The organism is Desulfosporosinus sp. SYSU MS00001 (assembly GCF_049943955.1).
In the GTDB taxonomy this organism is placed as follows: Bacteria; Bacillota; Desulfitobacteriia; order Desulfitobacteriales; family Desulfitobacteriaceae; genus Desulfosporosinus.
Genome location: NZ_JBNFTW010000001.1, coordinates 331,332 through 352,710 on the forward strand (window position 1 = coordinate 331,332; position 21,379 = coordinate 352,710).

Here is a 21,379-nt window from a genome sequence, read left to right on the forward strand (position 1 = left end):
TATGATAGTTACGAAAGTGGTTGGTAAACTGAGAGACTTGGAAGAAGATCAGCAGCATGGAAAAGAGGCTTTAACCATTGAACAGGTTTTCCTTTCCTGGGATGAACTTCAGAAGAGAATTCTGCGCAAGACATCGGATGTGGGCCGGGATATAGGAATCCAACTGGAGAGCGGGCATCTGCATCCCGGAGATATTCTTTACCGGGAAGATAACCACGTCATTGTCGTAAGGGTAAAGGAAGAAGCGGTCTTGCTTGTTCCGGTCCGGAATATGAAGGAAATGGGTTTGGCTGCCCATGCCATCGGCAATATGCATGCGCCTATCGAGGTGAAGAGCGATTCTTTGCTGACTCCTTATAATTCGGTACTCGTTGAACAGCTGACCAAGCTTGGTTTATCCCCGGTCAAAGAGGACCGGGCTTTCGCACCATGATGGAAAAGTTTTCTCTGGAAAAGGGACTGCGCTTGATGCAGCTGGCGGATTCCTCCTTTCCTTCAGGAGGCTTTACCCAATCTTTCGGATTGGAAACTATGATTCAGCGCGGGGACATTAATAGCAAGGAAGAATTAAACCGCTTTATGCAGACGTTTCTCTATTACACTTGGCGGCCTACGGATTTACTCGCCGTAAAACTTGCTTGGGATGCTGCCCGGCAATCTGATGGGCAGCGGCTTGCTTTATTGGACAGACGATTAAATGCTCTGAAATTGCCCTCGGAAAGCCGTGCGGGCAGTCACAAGATGGGGAAGAGGCTGCGCCAATTACTTATGGAAATTGATGCTGATTACACTATTGACGTAAGTTTCCCCTTTGGTCATCATGCTATTATTCTGGGACATTATGGTGCCAGCGCTAAAATCGAATTACCCTTGCTGCTGGCTGCTTTTGCGCATATGAGTACTGCATCTCTGATTGCCAACGGTGTACGGGCTATCCCGTTGGGACAAACAAGCGGGCAGCAGGTGCTTGCGCAGCTTCAACCCTTGCTCAATACTTGCATCCAATGGGCAGTTGCCGCTACGGAAAAGGATTGGGGCGGCAGTGCACCGGCCTTAGATTGGGCCGCTATGGCCCATGAACAATTATATTCCCGGATCTTTATGTCTTAGGCTTCTTAGGTTCAAAGGTTTTAAGAGCTTTATAAAAATTTAATAAAAGAATTTGAAAAAAGGAGGATTTTGGTATGTGGCCGATTCGCATCGGAGTAGGGGGGCCTGTGGGATCAGGTAAAACAGCCCTTGTAGAGAAACTGACTCGTTATTTGGCGACAGATTATAGTGTTGCTGTAATAACCAATGACATATTTACCAAAGAAGATGCGGAATTCCTTTGCCGCAATGGGGTTTTGCCGGAGGATCGAATCATTGGCGTGGAAACGGGAGGATGTCCTCATACAGCCATAAGGGAGGATGCCTCAATGAATTTGGAAGCGATTGAGATACTTAAAGAGAAATTTCCAGATGTAAAACTTATTTTTGTGGAAAGCGGCGGGGATAATTTAGCGGCGACCTTTAGTCCGGAATTAGTCGATGTTGCGATTTATATTATTGATGTGGCACAGGGAGAAAAAATTCCCCGCAAAGGGGGCCCTGGAATTACGCGCTCCGATCTTTTGATCATCAATAAAACAGATCTTGCTCCATATGTTGGGGCCAGTCTGGAAGTGATGGCTCAAGATTCGCTGCGCATGCGCGGTGAACGCTCTTTCTTGTTTACCAATCTGAGAACTGAAGAAGGTTTAGATCAAGTATTAATGTGGATACGGAAAAACGTGATCATGGAGGATATTACTTAATGATTCCAAGTTTAAAACACGGTATTCTGCAAGTTGAGGTTCAGCAGGAAAACGGCCGGAGTTATATCAGCTCTTTGCGTCAAAGAATGCCGCTGCGAGCTTCAACCCCTCTCTATGCTAATGAGCAGGGAGCGGTTTTTTTCTTTATAATGAATCCCGCAGCCGGCCTTCTGCAAGGAGATCAGCACAGTATTTCCGTACGGGTAAAGAAGGATGCGCAGGCCGTTGTTTTTGGTCAAGGGGCGACCAAGGTTTTTCGCTCACCGCAAGGAAATCTCTCCAGGCAATTAACAACCTTGATTGTAGAGAAAGGGGCCAGACTCGAATATATGCCGGAAGTGGTCATACCCTTTGCCGAAGCATGTTTATTCAGCCGCACTAATCTCTGGATTTCAAGTCAAGCATCGGTCTTTTTTTGGGAAATTACGGCTCCTGGACGGGTTGCCCGCCAGGAGCTTTTTAAATATAATTTGCTGGATCAGCAGACCCGAATTTTTTTGGATGGTGAATTGATTTGCTGTGACCGGTTTCAGCTGGAGCCGCAAAAGCTACCTCCATTTTTACACACTTGGAGCCCTCTTGGCCCAATGCATGGCTATACGCATTATGGCACCTTTTGGGCCATTGATCAGCATCTGCCGCGGGTAATGTCTGAACTTTTGCAGCGCCACACGGAAGATGAAGACGGCTTTTTGGAACAGATCACTGAACACTATAAGATTTTAATCGCCGGAACTGAAATTAATAGACAGACTTATTGTTTCCGGGCCTTGGGCCATAGTGCGGAAGATATTCAAGAGGGTTTCAAAGAGATTTGGAAAGTCTTGCGTTTGAGATTATTTAATGAGCCTGAGTGGCCGTGGAGAAAATTTTAGATTTGATGAGAATCAATCTAACTAATTGACAGATTCACCTGGAAATTCATAAGTTCAACCAACGCAAATGATACACAATATTAAAGCAAAAATGCTCCACTAAATTCATGAACGATTTATAGTGCTAACACCACGCTTTCATTTTTATTCAAGAAATGTTTTATGCAATCAAACGAGTCAAATGCATATAGTTGCGACTAAGTAGGAAAAACCGAGGTAAAATCTGACCTCGGTTTTTTTCGTCCGTAGAGAAAATTTGTTTTAAGAAAAATCATAACTAAGTGTTGACACACTAGTAGTAAATAGAGATAATAATTATATACACAATGTGTAAATAGACTCAATGTGTAATGACATTTCCGCTAACATTAGTTTATCAAATATACAGAGGAGGCGTAGCGTGGAACCAAGAGATATACCAGTTGAAGGCAGGGTTGAAAGGAAGAAGAAGGAAACACAGCAGAAGATTATTAAAGTCGCGATGGATTTATTTCAAAGCCAGGGCTTTAACAATACGACTATGGAACAGATAGCCGAAGAAGCTGATATTGCCAGGAAAACACTGTACAATCACTTTCCCGTTAAAGAGGCTATTGTCGACGACTATGTTAGAGGTATTTCCAAAGAATTTACTCAGCAGGCCTTGGCCACTCTGCCTGAGTTACCCGATACAAGGTCGCGTCTGCTAAATACACTGGGCAAAGTATATAAAGAGGTAGAAATTAACCAGGAGCTTATAGGAATTAGCTTAGGCTATCGTTTCAAAAACATGTCTCAGGGGGCGGGATACGAAAGCGGCGGTACCCATAGCCTTCTTGCCGAGATTATTAAGTTAGGCCAGGAGGCAGGTGAAATCAGGCAAGATATTTCGGCTAAACTGTTGGTCAAACAATTGGATTTTCTGCGCGGCTTTATTGTAATGGAGTGGTTGAATGACTCATCAAAGATAGAACTGAGCAAAGAGATAGTAAATATGGTCGATCTATTCCTAGAGGGGGCCAATTTCAGAGGAGGGTACAAGATATAATGCAGTACATGCAATAAATATTTTTTGGAGAGTGGTTTAAGTGATTAAATCCGCAGACAAATACTTTTTAACGTGGGATGAAGCTTTCCAGTGTGGAGTTAATGAGGCCGGCGGCAAGGGCTGGAATTTGGGACGTCTGGCACAGTATGGCTTCAAAATTCCCATGGGAGGAGTCCTTGCTACCCGTGCTTACGATGAGTTTATCAAGTACAACGGATTAGAGGACAGGGTTAAAACCATTTCTGAATCAGTAACTCTCGGAAGCATAGAGGAACCTAAAAACCAGGACAAATTGAGTCAATTAAGAGAAAAAATCAAAGCTGGCTCTATACCACAGCTTATCATGGAAGAATTAAGAACCATGCTCAACAGATTGGGTATTCTTGAAAGACCAATGGCTGTAAGATCGTCCGCTTCAGCGGAAGATTCCGCACAGGCATCCTTTGCGGGTATCCATGAATCGTTTCTAAATGTCCGTGGTTTGAGTAACATCCTTGAATCTATAAAAGGGTGTTATGCCTCACTTTGGTCGACTCAGGCTATAGTATACCGCAGGAAACTAACAATCAGTGATGATGAGGTAGTTACTGGGGTGGTCGTGATGGAGATGGCGGACGCCCATGCAGCTGGAGTTGGTTTTACCTGTGATCCCCAAACTGGACGTCGGGATATTTTGGTTATCAATGCGAATTTTGGCCTGGGCGAAAGCGTTGTTGCGGGCATTGTAGAGCCGGATACATATTATCTAGAGGCCAGTCCATGGCGCGCAGTACCTCAATTAATTGAACGAAAAACTGGGCAGAAGGAAGGAGTAACCTGTCTTAAAGAGGGTGGAGGAACTCAATTTGTGCTGAAGGCTGAATATTATAACAGACGGGTGTTGTCGGATGAGAAAATTGAGAGGTTAGGTTTACTGCTTTTAAGGGTTTTCGAAGCTCTTGGGGATTGTGATCAGCACCAGGATGTGGAATGGGTTTTTGATGGCCGGGATTTCGTTTTAGTTCAGGCCAGACCAGTAACTTCCTTACCTCGTAAGACCTTTGACGCTTTAAAGAACCAAGCTGATATCTGGTCTAATGGAAATTATAGGGATGCTGTGCCTATGGTTCTGTCACCACTCAATCGACGTTTAGCGATTAATACCATCGATACAATTCTTAAATTTAATTTTACCGAAACCGGTTATCCCTTGCCGGAAGGATTACAATTCTCCAGGTTTTTCAACGGTCGTCTGTATTGTAATCTATCGGCACTGCAATGGGCTATGTTTGATGCGATGGGGTCATTGCCCCGTGACTTTAATGCCGGATGGGGGGGACACCAGCCGGAAATTGAGCTAAAGGACCCCAAACCTTTTGAGGGGACTGTTGGTTTGAAACGAACAGAGCGTGGATTAAAATACAACGATTTAGTTAATGAAGCAACAAAAAATGCCTCGGCAATTCATGCACGGGTCCTAGGCTCCATCAACGACCTAACAAAGGATGGATTTGGGCACTTGTCAGATAAGGATTTTATTCAACTGTATAACGATCTGGGTAAGATATCCCTAGGATTTGCCGGGGAGTTCACCTTTTTAAGCGGAGCGGCTTCTATGGCCATAGGGGGACTCATTAATATCCTAATGGAATTTTTCGCTTACGGGACTCCGATGATTATCAATGGCTTAATGGTTGGTGGAACGGTGGACATAACGAGCGCAGATCACGGCTACAAACTTGTGGAATTGGCCGAAATTGCTCGCCAGGATAATGATGCTGTTCAATTTTTAACCGGCCCAGCCTTTGGCCCGACGGGCTGGGAAGAGCAGTTACCTGAACGATCACCTTTTAAGCAGGCCTTCCGGGAGTTTTTAAAAGAATTTGGGCACCGGGCAGTCTACGAGCTGGATATTATTAACCCCAGGTGGAAGGAAGACCCTTCTTATCTGATGGATATTATACGTAGTACAATGAACACCGCTGATCTGGCTAAATTGAAGGCAAAGCAAAAGGAAAAATTAGAACAAGCTTGGCGGGAAATTGAAAAAAAAGTACCCTCTAATATACATCGTTCTATTAAGGAATTAATTAGGAGAGCTCAGGAAGGAGCTGCCGTTCGGGAAAAGACCAAATCAGTGATGGCAGTACTGATGGAGGCTTACCGGATGTTAGCCCAGGAGGTGGGGTCTCGTTTTTGCGAACGGGGTATTCTAGAAAAACAAGGCGATATTTACTTCTGTACTTGGCCTGAGCTGGTAACGATATTAGATGGCGAGTGGGACGGTGATGGGCTCCGGGCACTTGTTGCCGAACGAAAAATCTTTATGAATGAAATGAAGGCTATTGCACCGCCGGATATTATTATGGGAGACACTCCTAAGTATTCGGAACCTGCTGCACGGACTTCCGACAATTTCCTGGCAGGTGTGCCTGTTGCCGCCGGAAGAGCCTCCGGTCCGGCTCGATTGATCCGTCATCCGAATGAAGGGAGCAGATTGCAGCCGGGAGATGTAATGGTAGCGCCATCCACTGATCCAGGTTGGACGCCGTTGTTTTTAAAAGCGAGTGCTGTGATCATGGAAACCGGAGGTTTCTTATCCCACGGGGCCATTGTGGCTAGGGAATATGGCATTCCCGCTGTCGTGAATATACCTGGAGTCATGCAATTGATTAAAGAGGGCCGGAAAGTAGATGTCGATGGGGATGAAGGTAAAATATTTCTACATTATTAAGTAAACAAGCAGTCAAACTCTTAGTTCTCATTATCTCGATATGCAAGTCATCAAAATTACCATTTAATGCGGCGAACTCCTTTACTACCGGTTATGGCTTAGAGAAGCTATTAACCGGTTTTCTTTTGTTTCCAAATAGATAGAAATAATAGTATCCAAGCACGACAAAATTAGCGACAAGATAGTCACCACACAAACCGTACTATGTTTAGTAAATGCAGTCATGAATATTTTTAATTAATCCTCTACAAAATATCTTCCATAGTATAAAGTCGTCATTCCAAGTAATTTAACTTGTAAAAGCGCTTAAGAGCAGCGGTCCGTGTGTAGCCGGGGCATGAACAAAGGCAATATTGTTATAAAATAAAGATCGTAAAATTATGAGGTAAGAATAATGAAGAATAAGAAAAGGTCGAATCGAAAAGCAATTATTTGGTCAATCCTAGGTATGTTGGTTGTTGCCTTAGTTATTATTAAATTAGCCGTACCCAAGAAATTGAACTATTCCGAGGTTAAACCGACAGTTGGCAGTTTAACGACTTACTACAGTTTTTCCGGCAGCGTTGCAGCCAAGAACAGTCAGACAGTCTATGCGAGTCAGGCTATGCAAATAAAGGATATAAAGGTCGCCGAGGGTGACCAAGTTACGCCGGATACTGTACTTATGACGACTACAAATGGTTTAGAAGTAAAGCCGGATATTTCCGGGAAGATAACAACTATTTATGCAGATGTTAATGCTCAAATGATGCCAGGGGCAAAACTGTTGGACATTGTTGATTTTTCAAATCTTCAATTGATAGCCCAGGTTGATGAAAACGACTTAGCGGCCGTTTCAACTGGCAAAGAAGCCACTGTCACCATTAATGCCTTGAACAAAGAGGTCACTGGGAAAATAACGGATGTTTCGCAAGTAGGTACCTATCAAAACGGTTATTCTACCTTTACGGCGACCATTTCCCTGCCTAAGGAGAGCGATCTTCGGGTAGGTATGTCGGCGCAAGCAAAGATCAAAAACCAAAGTGTTTCCGGTGCTGTTATTTTGCCCATGTCTGCTATTCAGTTCGACGTGGATAATAATCCATATGTTCTGTTAAAAAACAGCAGTAATATGCCTAAACAAGTCGGGGTTACGCTTGGTATTAACGACGGTGTCAATGTTGTGATCAAAAGCGGGGTAACAACAAACGATATTATTCTAATACCACCTGCGACAACCACTAACACAGGTTTCGGTCCGGGCTCACAGATGCGTCAAGGTACGAACAATGCTCAACAAGGAACCTCCGGAGGTGGCAGTGGGCAATGAGTGAAATATTGAATATGCAAAACATTGTTAAATGCTATTATCTCGATGCTGAAGAGTTTATGGTACTTAAAGAGGTTAGCCTAAAAGTTTATGAAGGAGAGTTTGTTTCTATATTAGGACCCTCTGGCTCAGGAAAATCCACCTTGATGAATATCATAGGGTGCCTTGATGTTCCTACAGTCGGAAAATACGTTTTAGCAGACCATGATGTTGAGGATTTGGATGAGATAGAACTGGCCCGGATTCGCAATAAATTAATCGGTTTTGTATTTCAGAGTTTTCAGCTTCTGCCAAGGCTGAACGCCCTGGAAAACGTGGAGCTGCCAATGATTTATGCCAGAGTAGCGCCGGAAGAACGAAAAAAAAGGGCCGAAGGGATCCTTGAGCGTGTGGGTCTTAGAGAAAGAATGAAAAACTATCCTAATCAGCTCTCAGGTGGACAACAACAGCGTGTAGCTATTGCCCGTGCCGTTGTAACCGAGCCGGCTATCCTGCTGGCCGATGAACCCACTGGGTCACTTGACCAAAAGACCGGTAAACAGATTATGGAATTGTTTGAAGACCTCAATGCTGAAGGAAGAACAATTATTATGATTACTCATGACCAAAATATCGCCGGGCATGCCAAAAGAATTGTCAATATACTCGACGGACGTTTAAGCGAGGGGGTGTGAGCCAGTGCTGAAAGAAAGCATCAAAATGTCATGGAGTAATATTACGCATAATAAAGTGCGTTCATTTTTGACTGTGCTGGGGGTGGTCATCGGCGTATCCTCCATCATCGCCCTAATTACTATTGTACAAGGTGCTACAGGAAGTATCACCAGCCAGATCTCTTCTCTTGGAGCAGATAAAATTACCATTCAGGCCATGGGCACTCGTCTAAAGCAAGGGCTTAGTGAGGCGGATTTGAAGCAGCTTGCCCAGGTCAATAACGTCAGCGGTGTTTCGCCTACGGTTTCAGGTAGTGCCGCTTTGGTGAAAGATAGTCAAGTAGAAACAGGTGTTTCAATCCAAGGTAAAAATGAAACATACTTTAAAAAGGAAACGGATATCATGGCGATTGGCCGGGGAATAAATATACTGGATGTGAACGATAAAAATCAAGTGGCTGTTCTCGGCAGCGATCTTGTCAAAGATTTTTTTTTTCGGAATTAATCCTCTTGGCCATAAGATTCTGATTAACGGCAATACCTTTACGATTGTCGGAGTTCTAAAAGCTTCAAGCGGCACAATCGCTGGTTCAACCAACAAAATTGCCATGATACCTTATACTACGGCTATGAAAACGTTGGCGGTAGGGTACATAAAAAGTGTTGATGTTTATATGAGTGATTCCAGTAAATCGGTTGCAATTACCAATGATCTTACAACCGTCCTAAACACAGCATTTAATTATTATAAGGATTCCTTTAGTGTGATTAATATGCAGAATATCATTAATATGATTGGTAATATAACAGGCATGATGGCTCTATTATTGGCAGGAATTGCTTCCATTTCTTTGCTTGTGGGTGGAATCGGGATTATGAATATGATGCTTGTATCCGTGACGGAACGCACTACAGAGATAGGCCTGCGCAAGGCGTTAGGAGCTGAACCTGCACAGATTCAGTTACAATTTTTGATCGAGTCAATCTTTATTTCCTTATTTGGCGGCATTTTAGGATTGCTTCTTGGGATTTTGATTGCTTTAGCTGCATCTGTACTCATGAATTTTACGTTTATATTGACAACTTGGACAGTATTACTGGCCGTAGGATTTGCGGCAGTTGTGGGAATTATCTTCGGCTTAGCCCCTGCGAGAAAAGCGAGTCGATTAAATCCAATTGATGCACTTAGGCACGTGTAAGGCGGTACAATGCCCATGAGAAACTGATCGAGCACATAACGGCAAGCAAAAGAATAACCAAGATTACCTCGTGGGTTACAATGTTCCCCTGCAAAATTAAAGACCGTAAAGTATTTATTACATGGGTAAAAGGGTTGAGATTAATCGCTATTGCCAGTCCACCAGCTAATTTATCTCCCGGAAATAACGCCGTACTTAAAAAGAAGATTGGCAAAACAATTGCGTTCATTACGGTTTCGTAAATCACTTCATTGGGAAGACAAAGACTGATTGCATATGTTAATCCGGCTATAAAGAACGCTGTCAGAAATACCAGCAAAATAATTACAAGAAGTCCCAAAAATCCCGAAGCGATTTTTACTGAGAAAGCCAGGCTGACAACACTGATAATAGCAACTTCAATAAAAGTGCAGAGTACCGCTTCCAATACCTGCCCAAGTACAATTGAGCTTCTTCGAACCGGGGCAATTAGTATTCGGTAGAAACTGCCGTCTGCTTTCATCAGGTAATTCATAATTCCGCCGCTGCTGCAGGTTCCAAAGGTAACCAGTACAATCAGTCCAGGGAGAATAAAAGCCGTATAGTTTCTGATTCCCATACCCTGCATAAATTGCCCGGCAACGGTGCTATATAAAACCAGCCAAAGCATAGGCTGCAAAATAGTAATCACAATCGTGAAAGCGTTGTGGAAACGCCACTTTATGTCACGTTGAAGTAAGGTGAGAACGCTCATCAACTGGCCTCCTTTTCATCGATACCGGTTAGCCTGATAAAAACATCTTCCAAGGTGGGCTGCATAATCTCGATACCCAGGAAAGAAACACTATGCTCCAATAACCGGCGAGTTGCTTTTTCCAAATCGTGATGGCCGTTTTTTAATTCGGTAATAATTTTGTTACGGCGCAAATCCGATTCTTGCAAATCAATAGCGCTTTTTAACAGCTCAAAACAGCTTTTGGCTTCTTCATTCGATGAAAAGCTAATTTTCAGCATATCCTGGTGCAAATATTCCCGGAGAGCGTTCGGAGAACCTTGGATGATCTCTTTCCCATTTTTCATAATACAAATCGTATCACTTAGCTGGTCAGCTTCCTCTAAATAGTGAGTTGTTAAAAAAATCGTAGTTCCAAAATCGTTTCTGATTTTTTTCATCATATCCCACATTGCCATGCGGGACCCTATATCCATGCCAACGGTCGGTTCGTCCAGAAACAGGACTTTGGGATTTGACATCAGGTTGAGCGCGATATCAAGGCGTCTCTTCACGCCGCCAGAATAAGACGAAACCGGGTATTTCAAATATCGTTCTAAGCCAAAGCAAGAAATTAGTGCTTTCATTCGCTTTTGTGCTTCTGTTTTCGACACTTGATAAAGTTTACTTTGGAACATCATATTTTCTGTGAGGGACAGATGCGTATCAATAGAAGTTCGTTGCGCTACACAGGCGATTTTTGTGCGGATTGCAGCCGCTTCATCAACAACATTTTTGCCAAACATGATTACACTTCCGGATGTAGGGCTCAGATAAGTGGTCAGTACGTTGATAAGGGTTGATTTTCCCGCGCCGTTTGGTCCTAAGAGAGAAAAAATTTCGCCTTCGTTTACTGACAAAGTGAGGCCATTTAATGCCTGCACTCCGTTTTTGTACTTTTTAACTAATTCTTTAACAAGTATGGCAGTCATTTTAGTCCTCCCTAATCGGGAACTGAATTTCTGTCAGGTACTTAATCTGGTAATCCATTAGTTTAATTCCCCTTTTCTTTTTTTACAGCAATCCACACTTCGGAGTGTCCCGCCTGTGGCCTTGCCTCGCTGATTGGATAAACTTCAATATCCGGAAGTTCTGCGTAAACATACCCTGAGAAGGGAAGCCACTCTGTGAGGAAGCGTCTAAAAATGCTTTGAATGGATTCTTTGAAATATCCGTCGCTCTCAAAAATTACCCATGTTGCTGCCGGAATTTCATACTCGAACATATCTTTGGGGACAGGTTTATCGGTTGCTGCTGCTATGTAGTAATAAATTTCGTCGAGGCTTTGACAGGCAGTAATTCCCAGTACACCTTGCGGGGACTTATTTGACAGATTGCAAATTTCTGGAAATTTGCTGCTTTTTAATGTCATTTCCCAAAAGGGAGGGACATTCTTTTGGTTTTCTTCCATATTTAATGTCAAAGGAATGCGCATGCCTACAATGTGCATAGCTTCTTTTTCTTCGACCCGATAGGGCATAACATTACCTCCCATAATTTTGACTGAAAACCGGATAGGCGGGTATGCATTTAATACGCTTCCCTGTGCCTTTGCAGAAATCGGAGAGATCCCATGTACGCTCTGAAATGCCCGGTTGAAGGATGTAGGGGAAGTGTAGCCGTATTTCAATGCCACCTCAAGAACTTTACTGTCTGTCGTCTGCAATTGAAATGCCGCTTGCGTCATCCTTCGACGCCGGATATATTCAGAAAGCGAAATACCTGCTACATAGGAAAACATCCGCTGAAAATAATAGGTGGAGCAACACGCGATTTTAGCTGCCTCGTCATAAGAAATCTCAGCGGCTAAGTTACTTTCAATGTAGTCAATGGCGTTGCTCAAATTCTTTAGCCATTCCATTTCTTCACCTTCTTGTAAAGATCATACAACTTAAAGGAAATTTATTCCTCGCTTTCGCTGTCCTCTTTTGTAAATCCATGAATTTTTCAAACTAAAGAGGATATCCTAGATGTTAGATCGATTGTCTAGAGGTGACAGCAAAAAATGCCAATAAACATCATCCCTTTTATATATACTGCAGTTCTGGGAGCAATTCTGATAAGTATAGTTCCTAAACCAGAAATACGGCGTTTTGCCTTTTACGGGATAATTTTTGGGGGGATGCTGGATTTTGTATTTGTTTCTATTGCTAATTTGCTGGGCGAATTTAAGTATATTAACTACGAACCGTTTGGCTTAATGGGAATACATATCGTCGCACCAACTGCTTGGACAATTTTCTTTATCATGTATTTCTATTTTTTACCTAATAAAAGAGTATATATTTATTTGTACACTATCGCAGGAATAGGTTACAGTGTGTTCTTTTGTCAAACGATTACCAAACTGGGTGTTTTAACACTAACACACGGTATAATAGACTCAATCGTGCCTTTTGTAATCTGGTTTCCGATAGCTACTTGGGGTTTTCTAAAGCTAACCAATGATCATGGGCAAGCTATGTAAAATAACTTTTGGAGGGATTAAACTTGGGTCATCCCAAACCAAATTCACCGCTTCGCCTTATAAATCAGCGTCTTTTAAAAGTATTACTTGTGTTTTCTCGGTGGTCTTATGTATGACCCTATATTTTGGAGTAATACAATATGGTACATTCTTTTAGGTATCTCTACTATTATAGAATTAGTTGTCGTACTGATTAAGGCTAAAAACTACCGTAGAGTGATTATTGCATTCTACCTGACAATAACTGGGATAGTACTTGTATTTGAAACGATACTCCTGTTTTTTCTAAAAGCATATGTCTATTATCCAATGATACTTAAAAATCCCCCGCGCCCTTTTGACGACGTCCTGGCGGGTAATTTGTTTTCTCAATCTTCCGTAGGAGCTTCAGCTTTATTGGTTGTAGTTCTAAATTTAAAATCCTATTGGTTTATTATATTTGGCCTGATATATGGCCTTATTGAGGAATTATTTTTACGTTTAGGTATCTATCGTCATAACTGGTACGAAACTTGGATGACGGTTATGGGTATTCCGCTTTTCTTCTGGGTAGTTAAAAAAATGTATATAAAAGCAATGCAGGGCATTGGGCCTGTATTTTATTATGGATATATCTTTTTTGCTCTTTATACATGTAATGTTATTACTTTGGTATGGGGCTTGTTTATGTTATTTAGACTTCAGGATTTCAACACATCTTTAATTTCGGACCCAGAAGTTAGCCGCCTTTATGGAGTGTTGGGACATTTCTTTTTGTTATCCGGTTCAGTTATGCTGATATATTTTTTAAGACTTAAATGGATTTGGAAAACCTTAGTGTTAATCGTTCTATATATAATCTATTATATTGGATATAAATTAAATATTATTTTGATTAGGGAAGGTTGGTTTGTATTAGTTTCAACAATTGCAATTTGTTGGACGTATCTTTCGGTATTGATAATTGACAATTTTTACAGCGGTATACCAGATGATAAACATTAGCAAGAAGAGCTTTAAAATAGGCCTAAAGGTCTCTCTATCTATAAGGTTTGCGGGTTACTGATAAAAGGGAAAGGGTACTGTAGCCTAATAATTTAGGAGACTGTACCCTAATTTATCCAGTTTTTAAGCCCCACTTCTATAAGGGGGGGGTGGCCTTTCGTTAACTTCAGGTGGGGTAGAGTCCTCCTTCGCCGCAAAGTATTCATTCCTATTGGGAAAGGCGGCTCGGCAATAATGACCACTGGACATTATTGTATCTGAAGCCCCGATGTTCGGCTTTAGCTGAACGAGTTCACTCACTAGGTTTTATTATCTTGCAGCAATTACGTATCTTTAAACTGAAATTTTTTGCTTATGATATAATAAAAGCGAAATTAGACTTTCCATGGTTGTAAATGAATTTATGTTTAAGTTAAAGGAATTTGCTAGGATGATATTATTCTACAGAAGTAAAAAATGTATAACGCGAATCGCTTTGATTCCGTTGGTTTTTTTTCTTTTCTTGACTGTAAATGGTACTGTTTCAAGCGGAATTTCTTCTAACAGTGTCAATCACGAAGGAATTAAAGGCAGCCAATCGATCGTACTAAATCATACTATTTTAACGGATACATATGGCTGGGAGAAGATTAAAGATACTTATAGCAGAGACAATATTAAGGGTATTGGATCTGGTGGCAGAGTTGATATTTTTTTTCCTTTGCCATTACTATGTCTTATTTGGAAAAACAAGAGCAAATTGCTCTGGAGCAGAAACTATACACTTGTCTCTTTGTGTGTTCGTATGGACGAATGACCCCTGCCCAATCATAACAATTTTTTAAGCCGGATATCCCGGCTTTATTTTGGTGTGCGGATTTATTATAAAAGATTGGGGATAAGGGTATGATTAGTTTGGAAATACGAGATATATGGAAACATTATCAAACTAGGAATGGCAAAAAAATTGCAATCTTAAAAGGTCTTAATTTGCAGGTAAAACAGGGAGAAATGGTTGCTGTCATGGGACCATCGGGAAGCGGCAAGACAACTTTCTTAAATATCATCAGCGGTGTGGATTGTTCTGATCAGGGAAGCGTTTGGATTGACGGTCAGTATCTGGCAGAGATGAATAAAGCGGAAATAGCCTTATTCCGCAGGAGAAGCTTAGGAATGGTCTTTCAGGACTTTAATCTGATTGAAAGCCTTTCCGTGAAAGAAAACATCCTGCTGCCGATGATCCTGGAGAAAAAGCCGGCGGAGGAGCAGGAAGAACAAGTAGAAAAAATCCTTACCATTCTTGGCATCGAAGATATCCGGGACCAAAGTATCACGGAAATATCCGGTGGAGAAAGACAGCGGACAGCTATTGGCAGGGCGCTTATCAATAATCCCGCTCTTATTTTGGCTGATGAACCGACGGGAAATCTGGACTCTAAGTCCACTCGGGAAGTGATGAACTATTTTCTGAGGATTAATCGCGAATTTGGCACGAGTCTTTTAATGGTCACCCATGACACCTTTGCTGCCAGCCATTGTCACAGGACTGTTTTGTTAAAAGACGGTGAATTTGTGGCCGAAGAACGGCGGGAAGGCAGCCGCAAGGAATTCCTTGATTCTCTGACAGAAATGTTGACCTTGATGGGAGGTGAACAGGATGACCTTTTTTGATATTTCCCGAAAAATGTTAAGGGCTAACTTTCGGCGTTACAGGCTGTATTTTTTATGCAATGTCTTTGCCCTTGTCCTGTTTTATAGTTTTGCCGCCATTTTTACGAATCAGGCGTTTATGAATCCTAAAAGCGTAAACAGCTATATTTCCAGCAATATTTATGCCCCAAGTCTATTTGTCGGCGTTTTTTTTGTTCTCTTTATACCCTATTCTTACCGGCAATTTCTGAAGCTCCGCCAACATGACTATGGCATTTTAATGACCATGGGAATGAGCGAAACGGAAGTCCTAACCAATATGCTCTTGGAACAGTGCCTGATTGCGGGGATATCACTGCTCGCCGGATTACTCCTGGGCACGTTAATCTCATTTGCCTTTTATTTCGTAATTCAACACGTAATCGGGGTATCCGAATTGCATTGGTATTTTAACGCCGATTCTTATAAATGGACGTCTTTGCTCTATGGCCTGACGATCCTTTTCACCCTGGTAATGAGTGTCATAGGCTTCAAAAAGCTGGAACTTATCGATCTGATCAAAGATAAATTTCGAGGCGAAAGGAAAAGAAAATCAAGCAGAGGACGATTTATCTTTGGCGTGATCTTAGTCTCCGTTTCTGTTCCGATGATGCTTATTGGTTATGTTCATGCTAATTCAGTGCTTTGGCTGGAAATTAGTTTTGGCGTTATCTTGGCAGGCTCCGGTTTTATTTTGGCCCAAGTGGAGGCGTTGGATAACGTTTGGTCTAAAGTAATTCCGGGGTTTCGGGAGCACCATTTTCTCGGGATCGCTTTTAACAGGCAGCATGCCGGGTCAAGAAGCGGGATTGGTATAACAGCTGCCTGGCTGCTTGGATTTTGTATTTTTTTTGCCGGATCGACGGGGATTATGTATCCGGCCCTGACCACAGATGCCCTTGTGAGATCCCCCTATGATTTGGAATATTCCCAGATCTTCGGCAAAAATCAGGCGACGGATACTGAGATCGTAAGTCTGCTGGCTAAAAAGGGAGTGACGGTTCAGAGGGTCAAGCAGGTGGGCTATTTGCGAAACGGAGTCTATAATTTGTTTCCGCTTTCCGGAGTAAATAAGGAATTTGGCACCAGCTATCAAATTCCCAAAGGTGAGTTTTTGACGGTTTTTCAGTTTGACTTTCAGGATGGATACCAACATGATCTGACTTTACCGTCAACGGTCGGTTTTGATTGTGGCAAGGAGACAATGGAATTAAAGTCCGCAGGAAGTGATGTGCGTATCTTATTCAATCGAAATCCGACTCTGGCTGATCGTAATTTGGTTTTGAATGATGCTGATTATCGGGAAATAGCCGGGCAGAGCTCTGATTATTGGGCGGGGGTCCTCAAATTGTACTCGTTTAAGCAGTGGCAGAATTCGGGTAAAGGAATTGCTGCCGTCCAGAACTATTTATTAGAAAAGAATCGAGTTGACCAGGCGGAACAACAACGTTATTTCCGGGCAACATCCAGAATTGAATCCTACACTTTGGCCCAACAGTCGGCAGAATTTTTGCTGTTTGTAATGTTTTTTGTTGAGGCTCTATTCTGTGCTGCCTCCAATATAATGATTCATTTTAAAATTAAGGCCGAAGAGGAAGAAGAGCAGAGATTATTGTCCGGTCTCTGTCGGCTGGGTGTAACCGAAGAGGAGATGCTGACAATGATACGTCATAAAAATATCTATTACTTCATACCTCAGTTAATCGCCGGTCTGTTTATGGGGAGCTTTTATGGCTACGTTGTCAATGAATTTTATGGCTATGGATGGCAGGCTGCCGGTTACAGTCTGCTCATTGGGTTAGGCTTAGCGGCGCTTCAATTTGTTATTGTAATGAGATATTCTCGAAGAGAACTGCTGGGTTTTGGTCTATAGCATAATTGCTATAAGTCAACTTCAGGGTGCATTTCAGTTTAGGTAAGTGAATTGTGCTTTCTAAATAAATATATTCTTTAGGAGTTAAGTAGGTATAATAAATGAGTTGCAAGATGATCATTCGCCTTGCAACTCATTTTTCTCCAATTTCTAGTTACTAAAGTATCTTAGGATATTTTTATATTGAGATAGTATGATTATCATTCTCGGATTATTTAATTTAAGAATAAGCAGCCTGTCAAATATTCAAATATACTTTAGTTGAGAATCATGTGACATCCACATTCATTTTGTGTGGAAACATCTTGCTCTAAAGAAAAGCAAGCTTTTTGTCGATATATACTATAAGTACGTATGTAGATTACTAAAATACATATATAATTGTCGAAAACACTTAAGTTTATATAATTAGGTAAGTTAGAGGGTAGGAAAATTTAACTAAGTCAACGGAAAGCCGCAGTACTGCTATAGGTGGGCAAATATACATTGATAATGCATGATAACTTACAAATGTTGCAATATGCGTAGACTGGAGTGGATATATTTGAAAGTTGTTATCTTAGCTGGCGGCTTGGGTACTAGAATCAGCGAGGAAAGTCATTTAAAGCCAAAACCTATGATTGAAATTGGGGATTCTCCGATATTATGGCACATATTGAAGACTTATAGCCACTACGGATTTAACGAATTTGTTATTTGCTGCGGATACAAGGGATATGTCATTAAGGAATATTTTGCCGATTATTATTTGCACCGTTCAGATATTACGTTTGATTTTTCCAACAATAACGAAATGGTTATCCATAGCAACGTGGCGGAGCCTTGGCGGGTTACAGTCGTAGATACAGGATTGACAACTCAGACAGGTGCAAGGATCAAAAGGGTCCATAAATATATAGGTGATGAAACATTTATGATGACGTATGGTGACGGTGTTGCAAATGTTGATATCAATAAACTATTAGGATTTCATAAAAAACATCAGAAACTTGCTACCATGACTGCAATACAACCCGGTGGGAGATTTGGTGTCTTGGACATTGATGAACATCAGACGATTAATAAGTTTGCTGAGAAGGCAAAAGAAGACGGTGGTTGGATCAATGCAGGATTTATGGTCTTAGAACCTCAGGTGTTTGATTATTTGGATGATACGGAAAATCTCATATTTGAGCAGGGGCCTTTGGAGAAGTTAGCCTCAGACGGCCAATTAGTTGCGTACAAACATAGGGGATTCTGGCAATGCTTGGATACGCTTAGAGACAAGGCAAAATTAGAAGAAATGTGGAATTCAGGCAAGGCTCCGTGGAAGGTTTGGGAGAAGCAAAATAGCGGAAAGTGATAAATTCTTTAATTCTTTAATTCACCATGCAGAGGTATATACTGACTGAATGTGTGAATTCGTGCAATATATTGCAAAAAGAAGGCCTAAAGACATGACAACACCTAAAATTAGCATAATTATGCTCATTTACAACCGCGAGGAATTTATAGAGCGAGCGATTAAAAGCATTCTTATGCAAACACTTGACGACTTCGAGTTCATCATTGTTAATAATGGTTCTTCCGATCGAAGCGGTGCGATTGCAGATGAATATGCTGAAAACGATTCAAGAATCCATGTAATCCACCGCAAACGCGGAAACATTGGCAGCGGACGTAACGCTGGATTAGATGTTGCCAAGGGTGAATATGTAGCCTTCATCGACGATGACGATTATGCAGAGCCTGATTTTTTGGAGTTTTTGTACGAGCTTGCTAAGTCGCATAACACAGATATTGCGGTGTGCGGTTCGAACAAAGAGGAAAACGGTGAGGTGCTGCCAAACAACATTTATGTCTATGACGAACTTTATGTCATGGATACAGAACAGGCAATGGATGCATATCTGAGGCGTTTATACTACAATGCAGCTATGCCGACTAAGCTTATTCGGCGGGAGATTTTCGATAAAGTCCGTTTTTCAGATACTGGTAACTACGATGATATCTCGACAACCTATCGCTATTTTGCCAACGCGAAGATAGTTGCAGCTCATGGTATTCCGAAATATACCTTCTACCGCCACCCGGGGAACAACTCTAGTGCGGCTACAAAACACCACTTACTCAACGCGATTCAGCTCTTCGAATACCTAGCGGCGTTCCGTGAACGAACAGAGTATATTAGCCGGATGCTGCCGCAGCTTGCTGACTTAGCCCAATACAGCGAGTGGTCGTATATGATTTCGATGGTAGAGAAAATTTACAGGTTTAAACTGACGAATTGTGATGAACCGTTGAAGTTTATGCGTAGTGTACTTAGGAGGAATTGGGATGAGTTTTTTTATGGAAAATATATAGAGAATTTTGAGAAAGAGTGGATGGAGAAGTACATTCTAAACGATAGGGGTTTGGTAGCACAATGAACGATTTTGACATTGAATTTAAAACAATTCAGGGGGAGTATTATTCCCAGCCCATAGATGATTTGTTGTCAAGAATTTCTGACAAGAAAGGAAGCGCAGTAATATTCGGTTCGGGAGCAGTTGGGTGTTCTGTTGCGGGAAGTTTGATTAGTTTAGGCGGACAAATAATTGCATTTTGTGACAATTACAAGAAAGGTATGAATGAAAGATTTCAGCTCCCGATTATCTCGCCTAAAGAGTTGCTTCGAAGTTATAAGGAAGCGATAGTTATCGTGGCGGTGGATTATAAACAGAATGATGAAATCTTTAATCAACTTCTGGGCATGGGTTTTCTTAGAGAAAACATTTATAGGCGTTATTTTGAACTCTATGATATAGATCAAATGAACCAACACTATGAAGGTTATAAATGGGCATATAATTTTTTCGACGACGATGTTTCGAAGAAACTTTTGGTCGATAGGATAAGGATGTATTTAACAGGAGTTGAAATTACTAAAACTTCAACCGCCCCGCAATATTTTGAACCTAAAATTATTAGTTTGGAAGAAAATGAGGTATTTGTTGATGGTGGCGCTTGGATTGGTGATACGGCGGATGAATTTATAAGACACACAAAATTAGGAAAGGCACGAGGATATCGCTATATTTATTCTTTTGAGCCGGATAATGTAGCTCGAGAAAAGGCAACCCACCTATTGGGAAATTACACCAATGTAGATGTGATTGGCAAAGGGTTATGGAGTTGTGATACAGAGCTTAAATTTTTCAGTGACGGCGGCAATGCCGGTTCTAGTTTCGTAATCGGAAATTGTTCGATTTCCATACCCGTTACATCACTTGACAGTTTTTTTGCGGGAAAACCGAATCATGATTTGCCCACTTTTATCAAGCTGGATATAGAGGGAGCGGAAAAAGAAGCTCTTATTGGTGCGAGAAATATTATCAGAAAGAAGCATCCTAAACTCGCCGTTTGCGTTTATCACAAGCCGGAGGATATATACGAATTGCCGAAACTGATCTATGAAATGGACCCAAGCTATAAATTTACCTTAGAGCAGTATGCTGACGGGATTTATGAAACCGTGCTATATGCTGTATAAAGAAAGGATTAGGAATTTGCAATTTCCAAAATCCAACTAATAATGTTCATATATAATCGCGAGGTAACCCTTGGGTACAGGTTTTTAAAGAAAACCGTGAACAACTTTGATTTTATCTGTTATGACAATGGTTTTCTGAAAGACTACGTGGCGAGCTACGGAAACCTTAGGATGAGTTATATGGTGGAAATTTTCGAGGTTTTTTAGAGGTAATGGTTGGAGATATATATATAATTATCAAGGATGAGCAAAAAGAACACCGAATAACTTCAGGAAATGTCATTTTTGAATTGAATCCTGTCGTCACAATAGAGTTAAATTCCGAATTATGCATGGGTTACAATTTGAGCTCAGACTCAAAGGCGGAAACTTATTTAAAGATGCATGCAAAATCCAGGATGACTGTAAACGGTCATTTCAAGGTTTTCTAAGGTTCAAGCATTGAGGTATTTTTCGGAGGGGTTTTAACGCTCGGAAGTGGATATATCAATTCAGATTGTGTGATAGCCTGTGCTAATCGTATTAAATCGGAGACGGTGCGGTTATAGCACCT

General features: G+C 41.5%; 18 protein-coding genes and 1 pseudogene. 16 read left to right on the forward strand and 3 right to left on the reverse strand.

From position 1 onward, the window contains the following. The first annotated feature begins 1 nt into the window (after nucleotide 1). The 9 genes and pseudogenes from ACPUYX_RS01505 to ACPUYX_RS01545 all read left to right on the forward strand — a co-directional run bounded on the left by ACPUYX_RS01505 (nucleotide 2) and on the right by ACPUYX_RS01545 (nucleotide 9,572). A complete protein-coding gene (locus tag ACPUYX_RS01505) occupies nucleotides 2-433 on the forward strand; it encodes an urease accessory protein UreE (RefSeq protein WP_426377976.1) in 432 nt (143 codons plus the stop codon). Next, complete coding sequence (locus ACPUYX_RS01510) at nucleotides 430-1,110, forward strand: urease accessory protein UreF (protein WP_426377977.1); 681 nt, start codon at nucleotides 430-432, stop codon at nucleotides 1,108-1,110. Before ACPUYX_RS01505 ends, ACPUYX_RS01510 begins: the two co-directional genes overlap by 4 nt. 74 nt (nucleotides 1,111-1,184) lie before the next feature. Next, nucleotides 1,185-1,796, forward strand: coding sequence for an urease accessory protein UreG (gene ureG / locus ACPUYX_RS01515; RefSeq protein WP_426377978.1), 612 nt, complete (start codon nucleotides 1,185-1,187; stop codon nucleotides 1,794-1,796). Further along, nucleotides 1,796-2,671 (forward strand): urease accessory protein UreD, encoded by an 876-nt coding sequence (locus ACPUYX_RS01520; RefSeq protein ID WP_426377979.1) that lies wholly within the window; start codon nucleotides 1,796-1,798, stop codon nucleotides 2,669-2,671. The genes ureG and ACPUYX_RS01520 overlap by 1 nt, the downstream gene beginning before the upstream one ends. 400 nt (nucleotides 2,672-3,071) lie before the next feature. Further along, entirely contained in the window at nucleotides 3,072-3,698 is a 627-nt protein-coding gene (locus ACPUYX_RS01525) for a TetR/AcrR family transcriptional regulator (RefSeq protein ID WP_426377980.1), read from the forward strand. A 40-nt stretch (nucleotides 3,699-3,738) separates the two neighbouring features. Then, nucleotides 3,739-6,411: a PEP/pyruvate-binding domain-containing protein gene (locus ACPUYX_RS01530; protein WP_426377981.1), complete on the forward strand. Its 2,673-nt coding sequence runs from the start codon at nucleotides 3,739-3,741 to the stop codon at nucleotides 6,409-6,411. Between the two features lie 394 nt (nucleotides 6,412-6,805). Then, entirely contained in the window at nucleotides 6,806-7,720 is a 915-nt protein-coding gene (locus ACPUYX_RS01535) for an efflux RND transporter periplasmic adaptor subunit (protein ID WP_426377982.1), read from the forward strand. Further along, on the forward strand, nucleotides 7,717-8,394 hold the full coding sequence (locus ACPUYX_RS01540) for an ABC transporter ATP-binding protein (protein ID WP_426377983.1): 678 nt from the start codon (nucleotides 7,717-7,719) through the stop codon (nucleotides 8,392-8,394). Before ACPUYX_RS01535 ends, ACPUYX_RS01540 begins: the two co-directional genes overlap by 4 nt. 4 nt (nucleotides 8,395-8,398) lie before the next feature. Further along, nucleotides 8,399-9,572 (forward strand): annotated as a pseudogene (locus tag ACPUYX_RS01545) (ABC transporter permease). On the opposite strand, the gene ACPUYX_RS01550 reads toward ACPUYX_RS01545, so the two are convergent. The 3 genes from ACPUYX_RS01550 to ACPUYX_RS01560 all read right to left on the reverse strand — a co-directional run bounded on the left by ACPUYX_RS01550 (nucleotide 9,559) and on the right by ACPUYX_RS01560 (nucleotide 12,184). Then, nucleotides 9,559-10,305, reverse strand: coding sequence for an ABC transporter permease (locus ACPUYX_RS01550; RefSeq protein WP_426377984.1), 747 nt, complete (start codon nucleotides 10,303-10,305; stop codon nucleotides 9,559-9,561). The pseudogene ACPUYX_RS01545 and the gene ACPUYX_RS01550 sit on opposite strands and share 14 nt — an antisense overlap. Further along, nucleotides 10,305-11,255: an ABC transporter ATP-binding protein gene (locus ACPUYX_RS01555; protein ID WP_426377985.1), complete on the reverse strand. Its 951-nt coding sequence runs from the start codon at nucleotides 11,253-11,255 to the stop codon at nucleotides 10,305-10,307. The genes ACPUYX_RS01550 and ACPUYX_RS01555 overlap by 1 nt, the downstream gene beginning before the upstream one ends. Nucleotides 11,256-11,317: 62 nt before the next feature. After that, nucleotides 11,318-12,184, reverse strand: a complete 867-nt coding sequence (locus ACPUYX_RS01560; RefSeq protein WP_426377986.1) for an AraC family transcriptional regulator — start codon at nucleotides 12,182-12,184, stop codon at nucleotides 11,318-11,320. Nucleotides 12,185-12,328: 144 nt separating this feature from the next. Here ACPUYX_RS01560 and ACPUYX_RS01565 point away from each other — a divergent pair, with 144 nt between their 5' ends. From ACPUYX_RS01565 to ACPUYX_RS01595, 7 genes are all read left to right on the forward strand, one after another. Beyond that, on the forward strand, nucleotides 12,329-12,790 hold the full coding sequence (locus ACPUYX_RS01565) for a hypothetical protein (RefSeq protein ID WP_426377987.1): 462 nt from the start codon (nucleotides 12,329-12,331) through the stop codon (nucleotides 12,788-12,790). Nucleotides 12,791-12,898: 108 nt separating this feature from the next. After that, nucleotides 12,899-13,774 (forward strand): hypothetical protein, encoded by an 876-nt coding sequence (locus ACPUYX_RS01570; protein WP_426377988.1) that lies wholly within the window; start codon nucleotides 12,899-12,901, stop codon nucleotides 13,772-13,774. Nucleotides 13,775-14,659: 885 nt separating this feature from the next. Beyond that, nucleotides 14,660-15,424 carry an ABC transporter ATP-binding protein gene (locus tag ACPUYX_RS01575; RefSeq protein ID WP_426377989.1) on the forward strand — a complete coding sequence of 255 codons (765 nt, stop codon included), beginning with the start codon at nucleotides 14,660-14,662 and terminating at the stop codon, nucleotides 15,422-15,424. Next, nucleotides 15,411-17,315: an FtsX-like permease family protein gene (locus ACPUYX_RS01580; RefSeq protein ID WP_426377990.1), complete on the forward strand. Its 1,905-nt coding sequence runs from the start codon at nucleotides 15,411-15,413 to the stop codon at nucleotides 17,313-17,315. Before ACPUYX_RS01575 ends, ACPUYX_RS01580 begins: the two co-directional genes overlap by 14 nt. A gap of 544 nt (nucleotides 17,316-17,859) precedes the next feature. Then, entirely contained in the window at nucleotides 17,860-18,657 is a 798-nt protein-coding gene (rfbF, locus tag ACPUYX_RS01585) for a glucose-1-phosphate cytidylyltransferase (RefSeq protein WP_426377991.1), read from the forward strand. Between the two features lie 94 nt (nucleotides 18,658-18,751). After that, nucleotides 18,752-19,723 carry a glycosyltransferase family 2 protein gene (locus ACPUYX_RS01590; protein ID WP_426377992.1) on the forward strand — a complete coding sequence of 324 codons (972 nt, stop codon included), beginning with the start codon at nucleotides 18,752-18,754 and terminating at the stop codon, nucleotides 19,721-19,723. Next, nucleotides 19,720-20,826: an FkbM family methyltransferase gene (locus tag ACPUYX_RS01595; RefSeq protein WP_426377993.1), complete on the forward strand. Its 1,107-nt coding sequence runs from the start codon at nucleotides 19,720-19,722 to the stop codon at nucleotides 20,824-20,826. The genes ACPUYX_RS01590 and ACPUYX_RS01595 overlap by 4 nt, the downstream gene beginning before the upstream one ends. Nucleotides 20,827-21,379 lie beyond the last annotated feature (553 nt).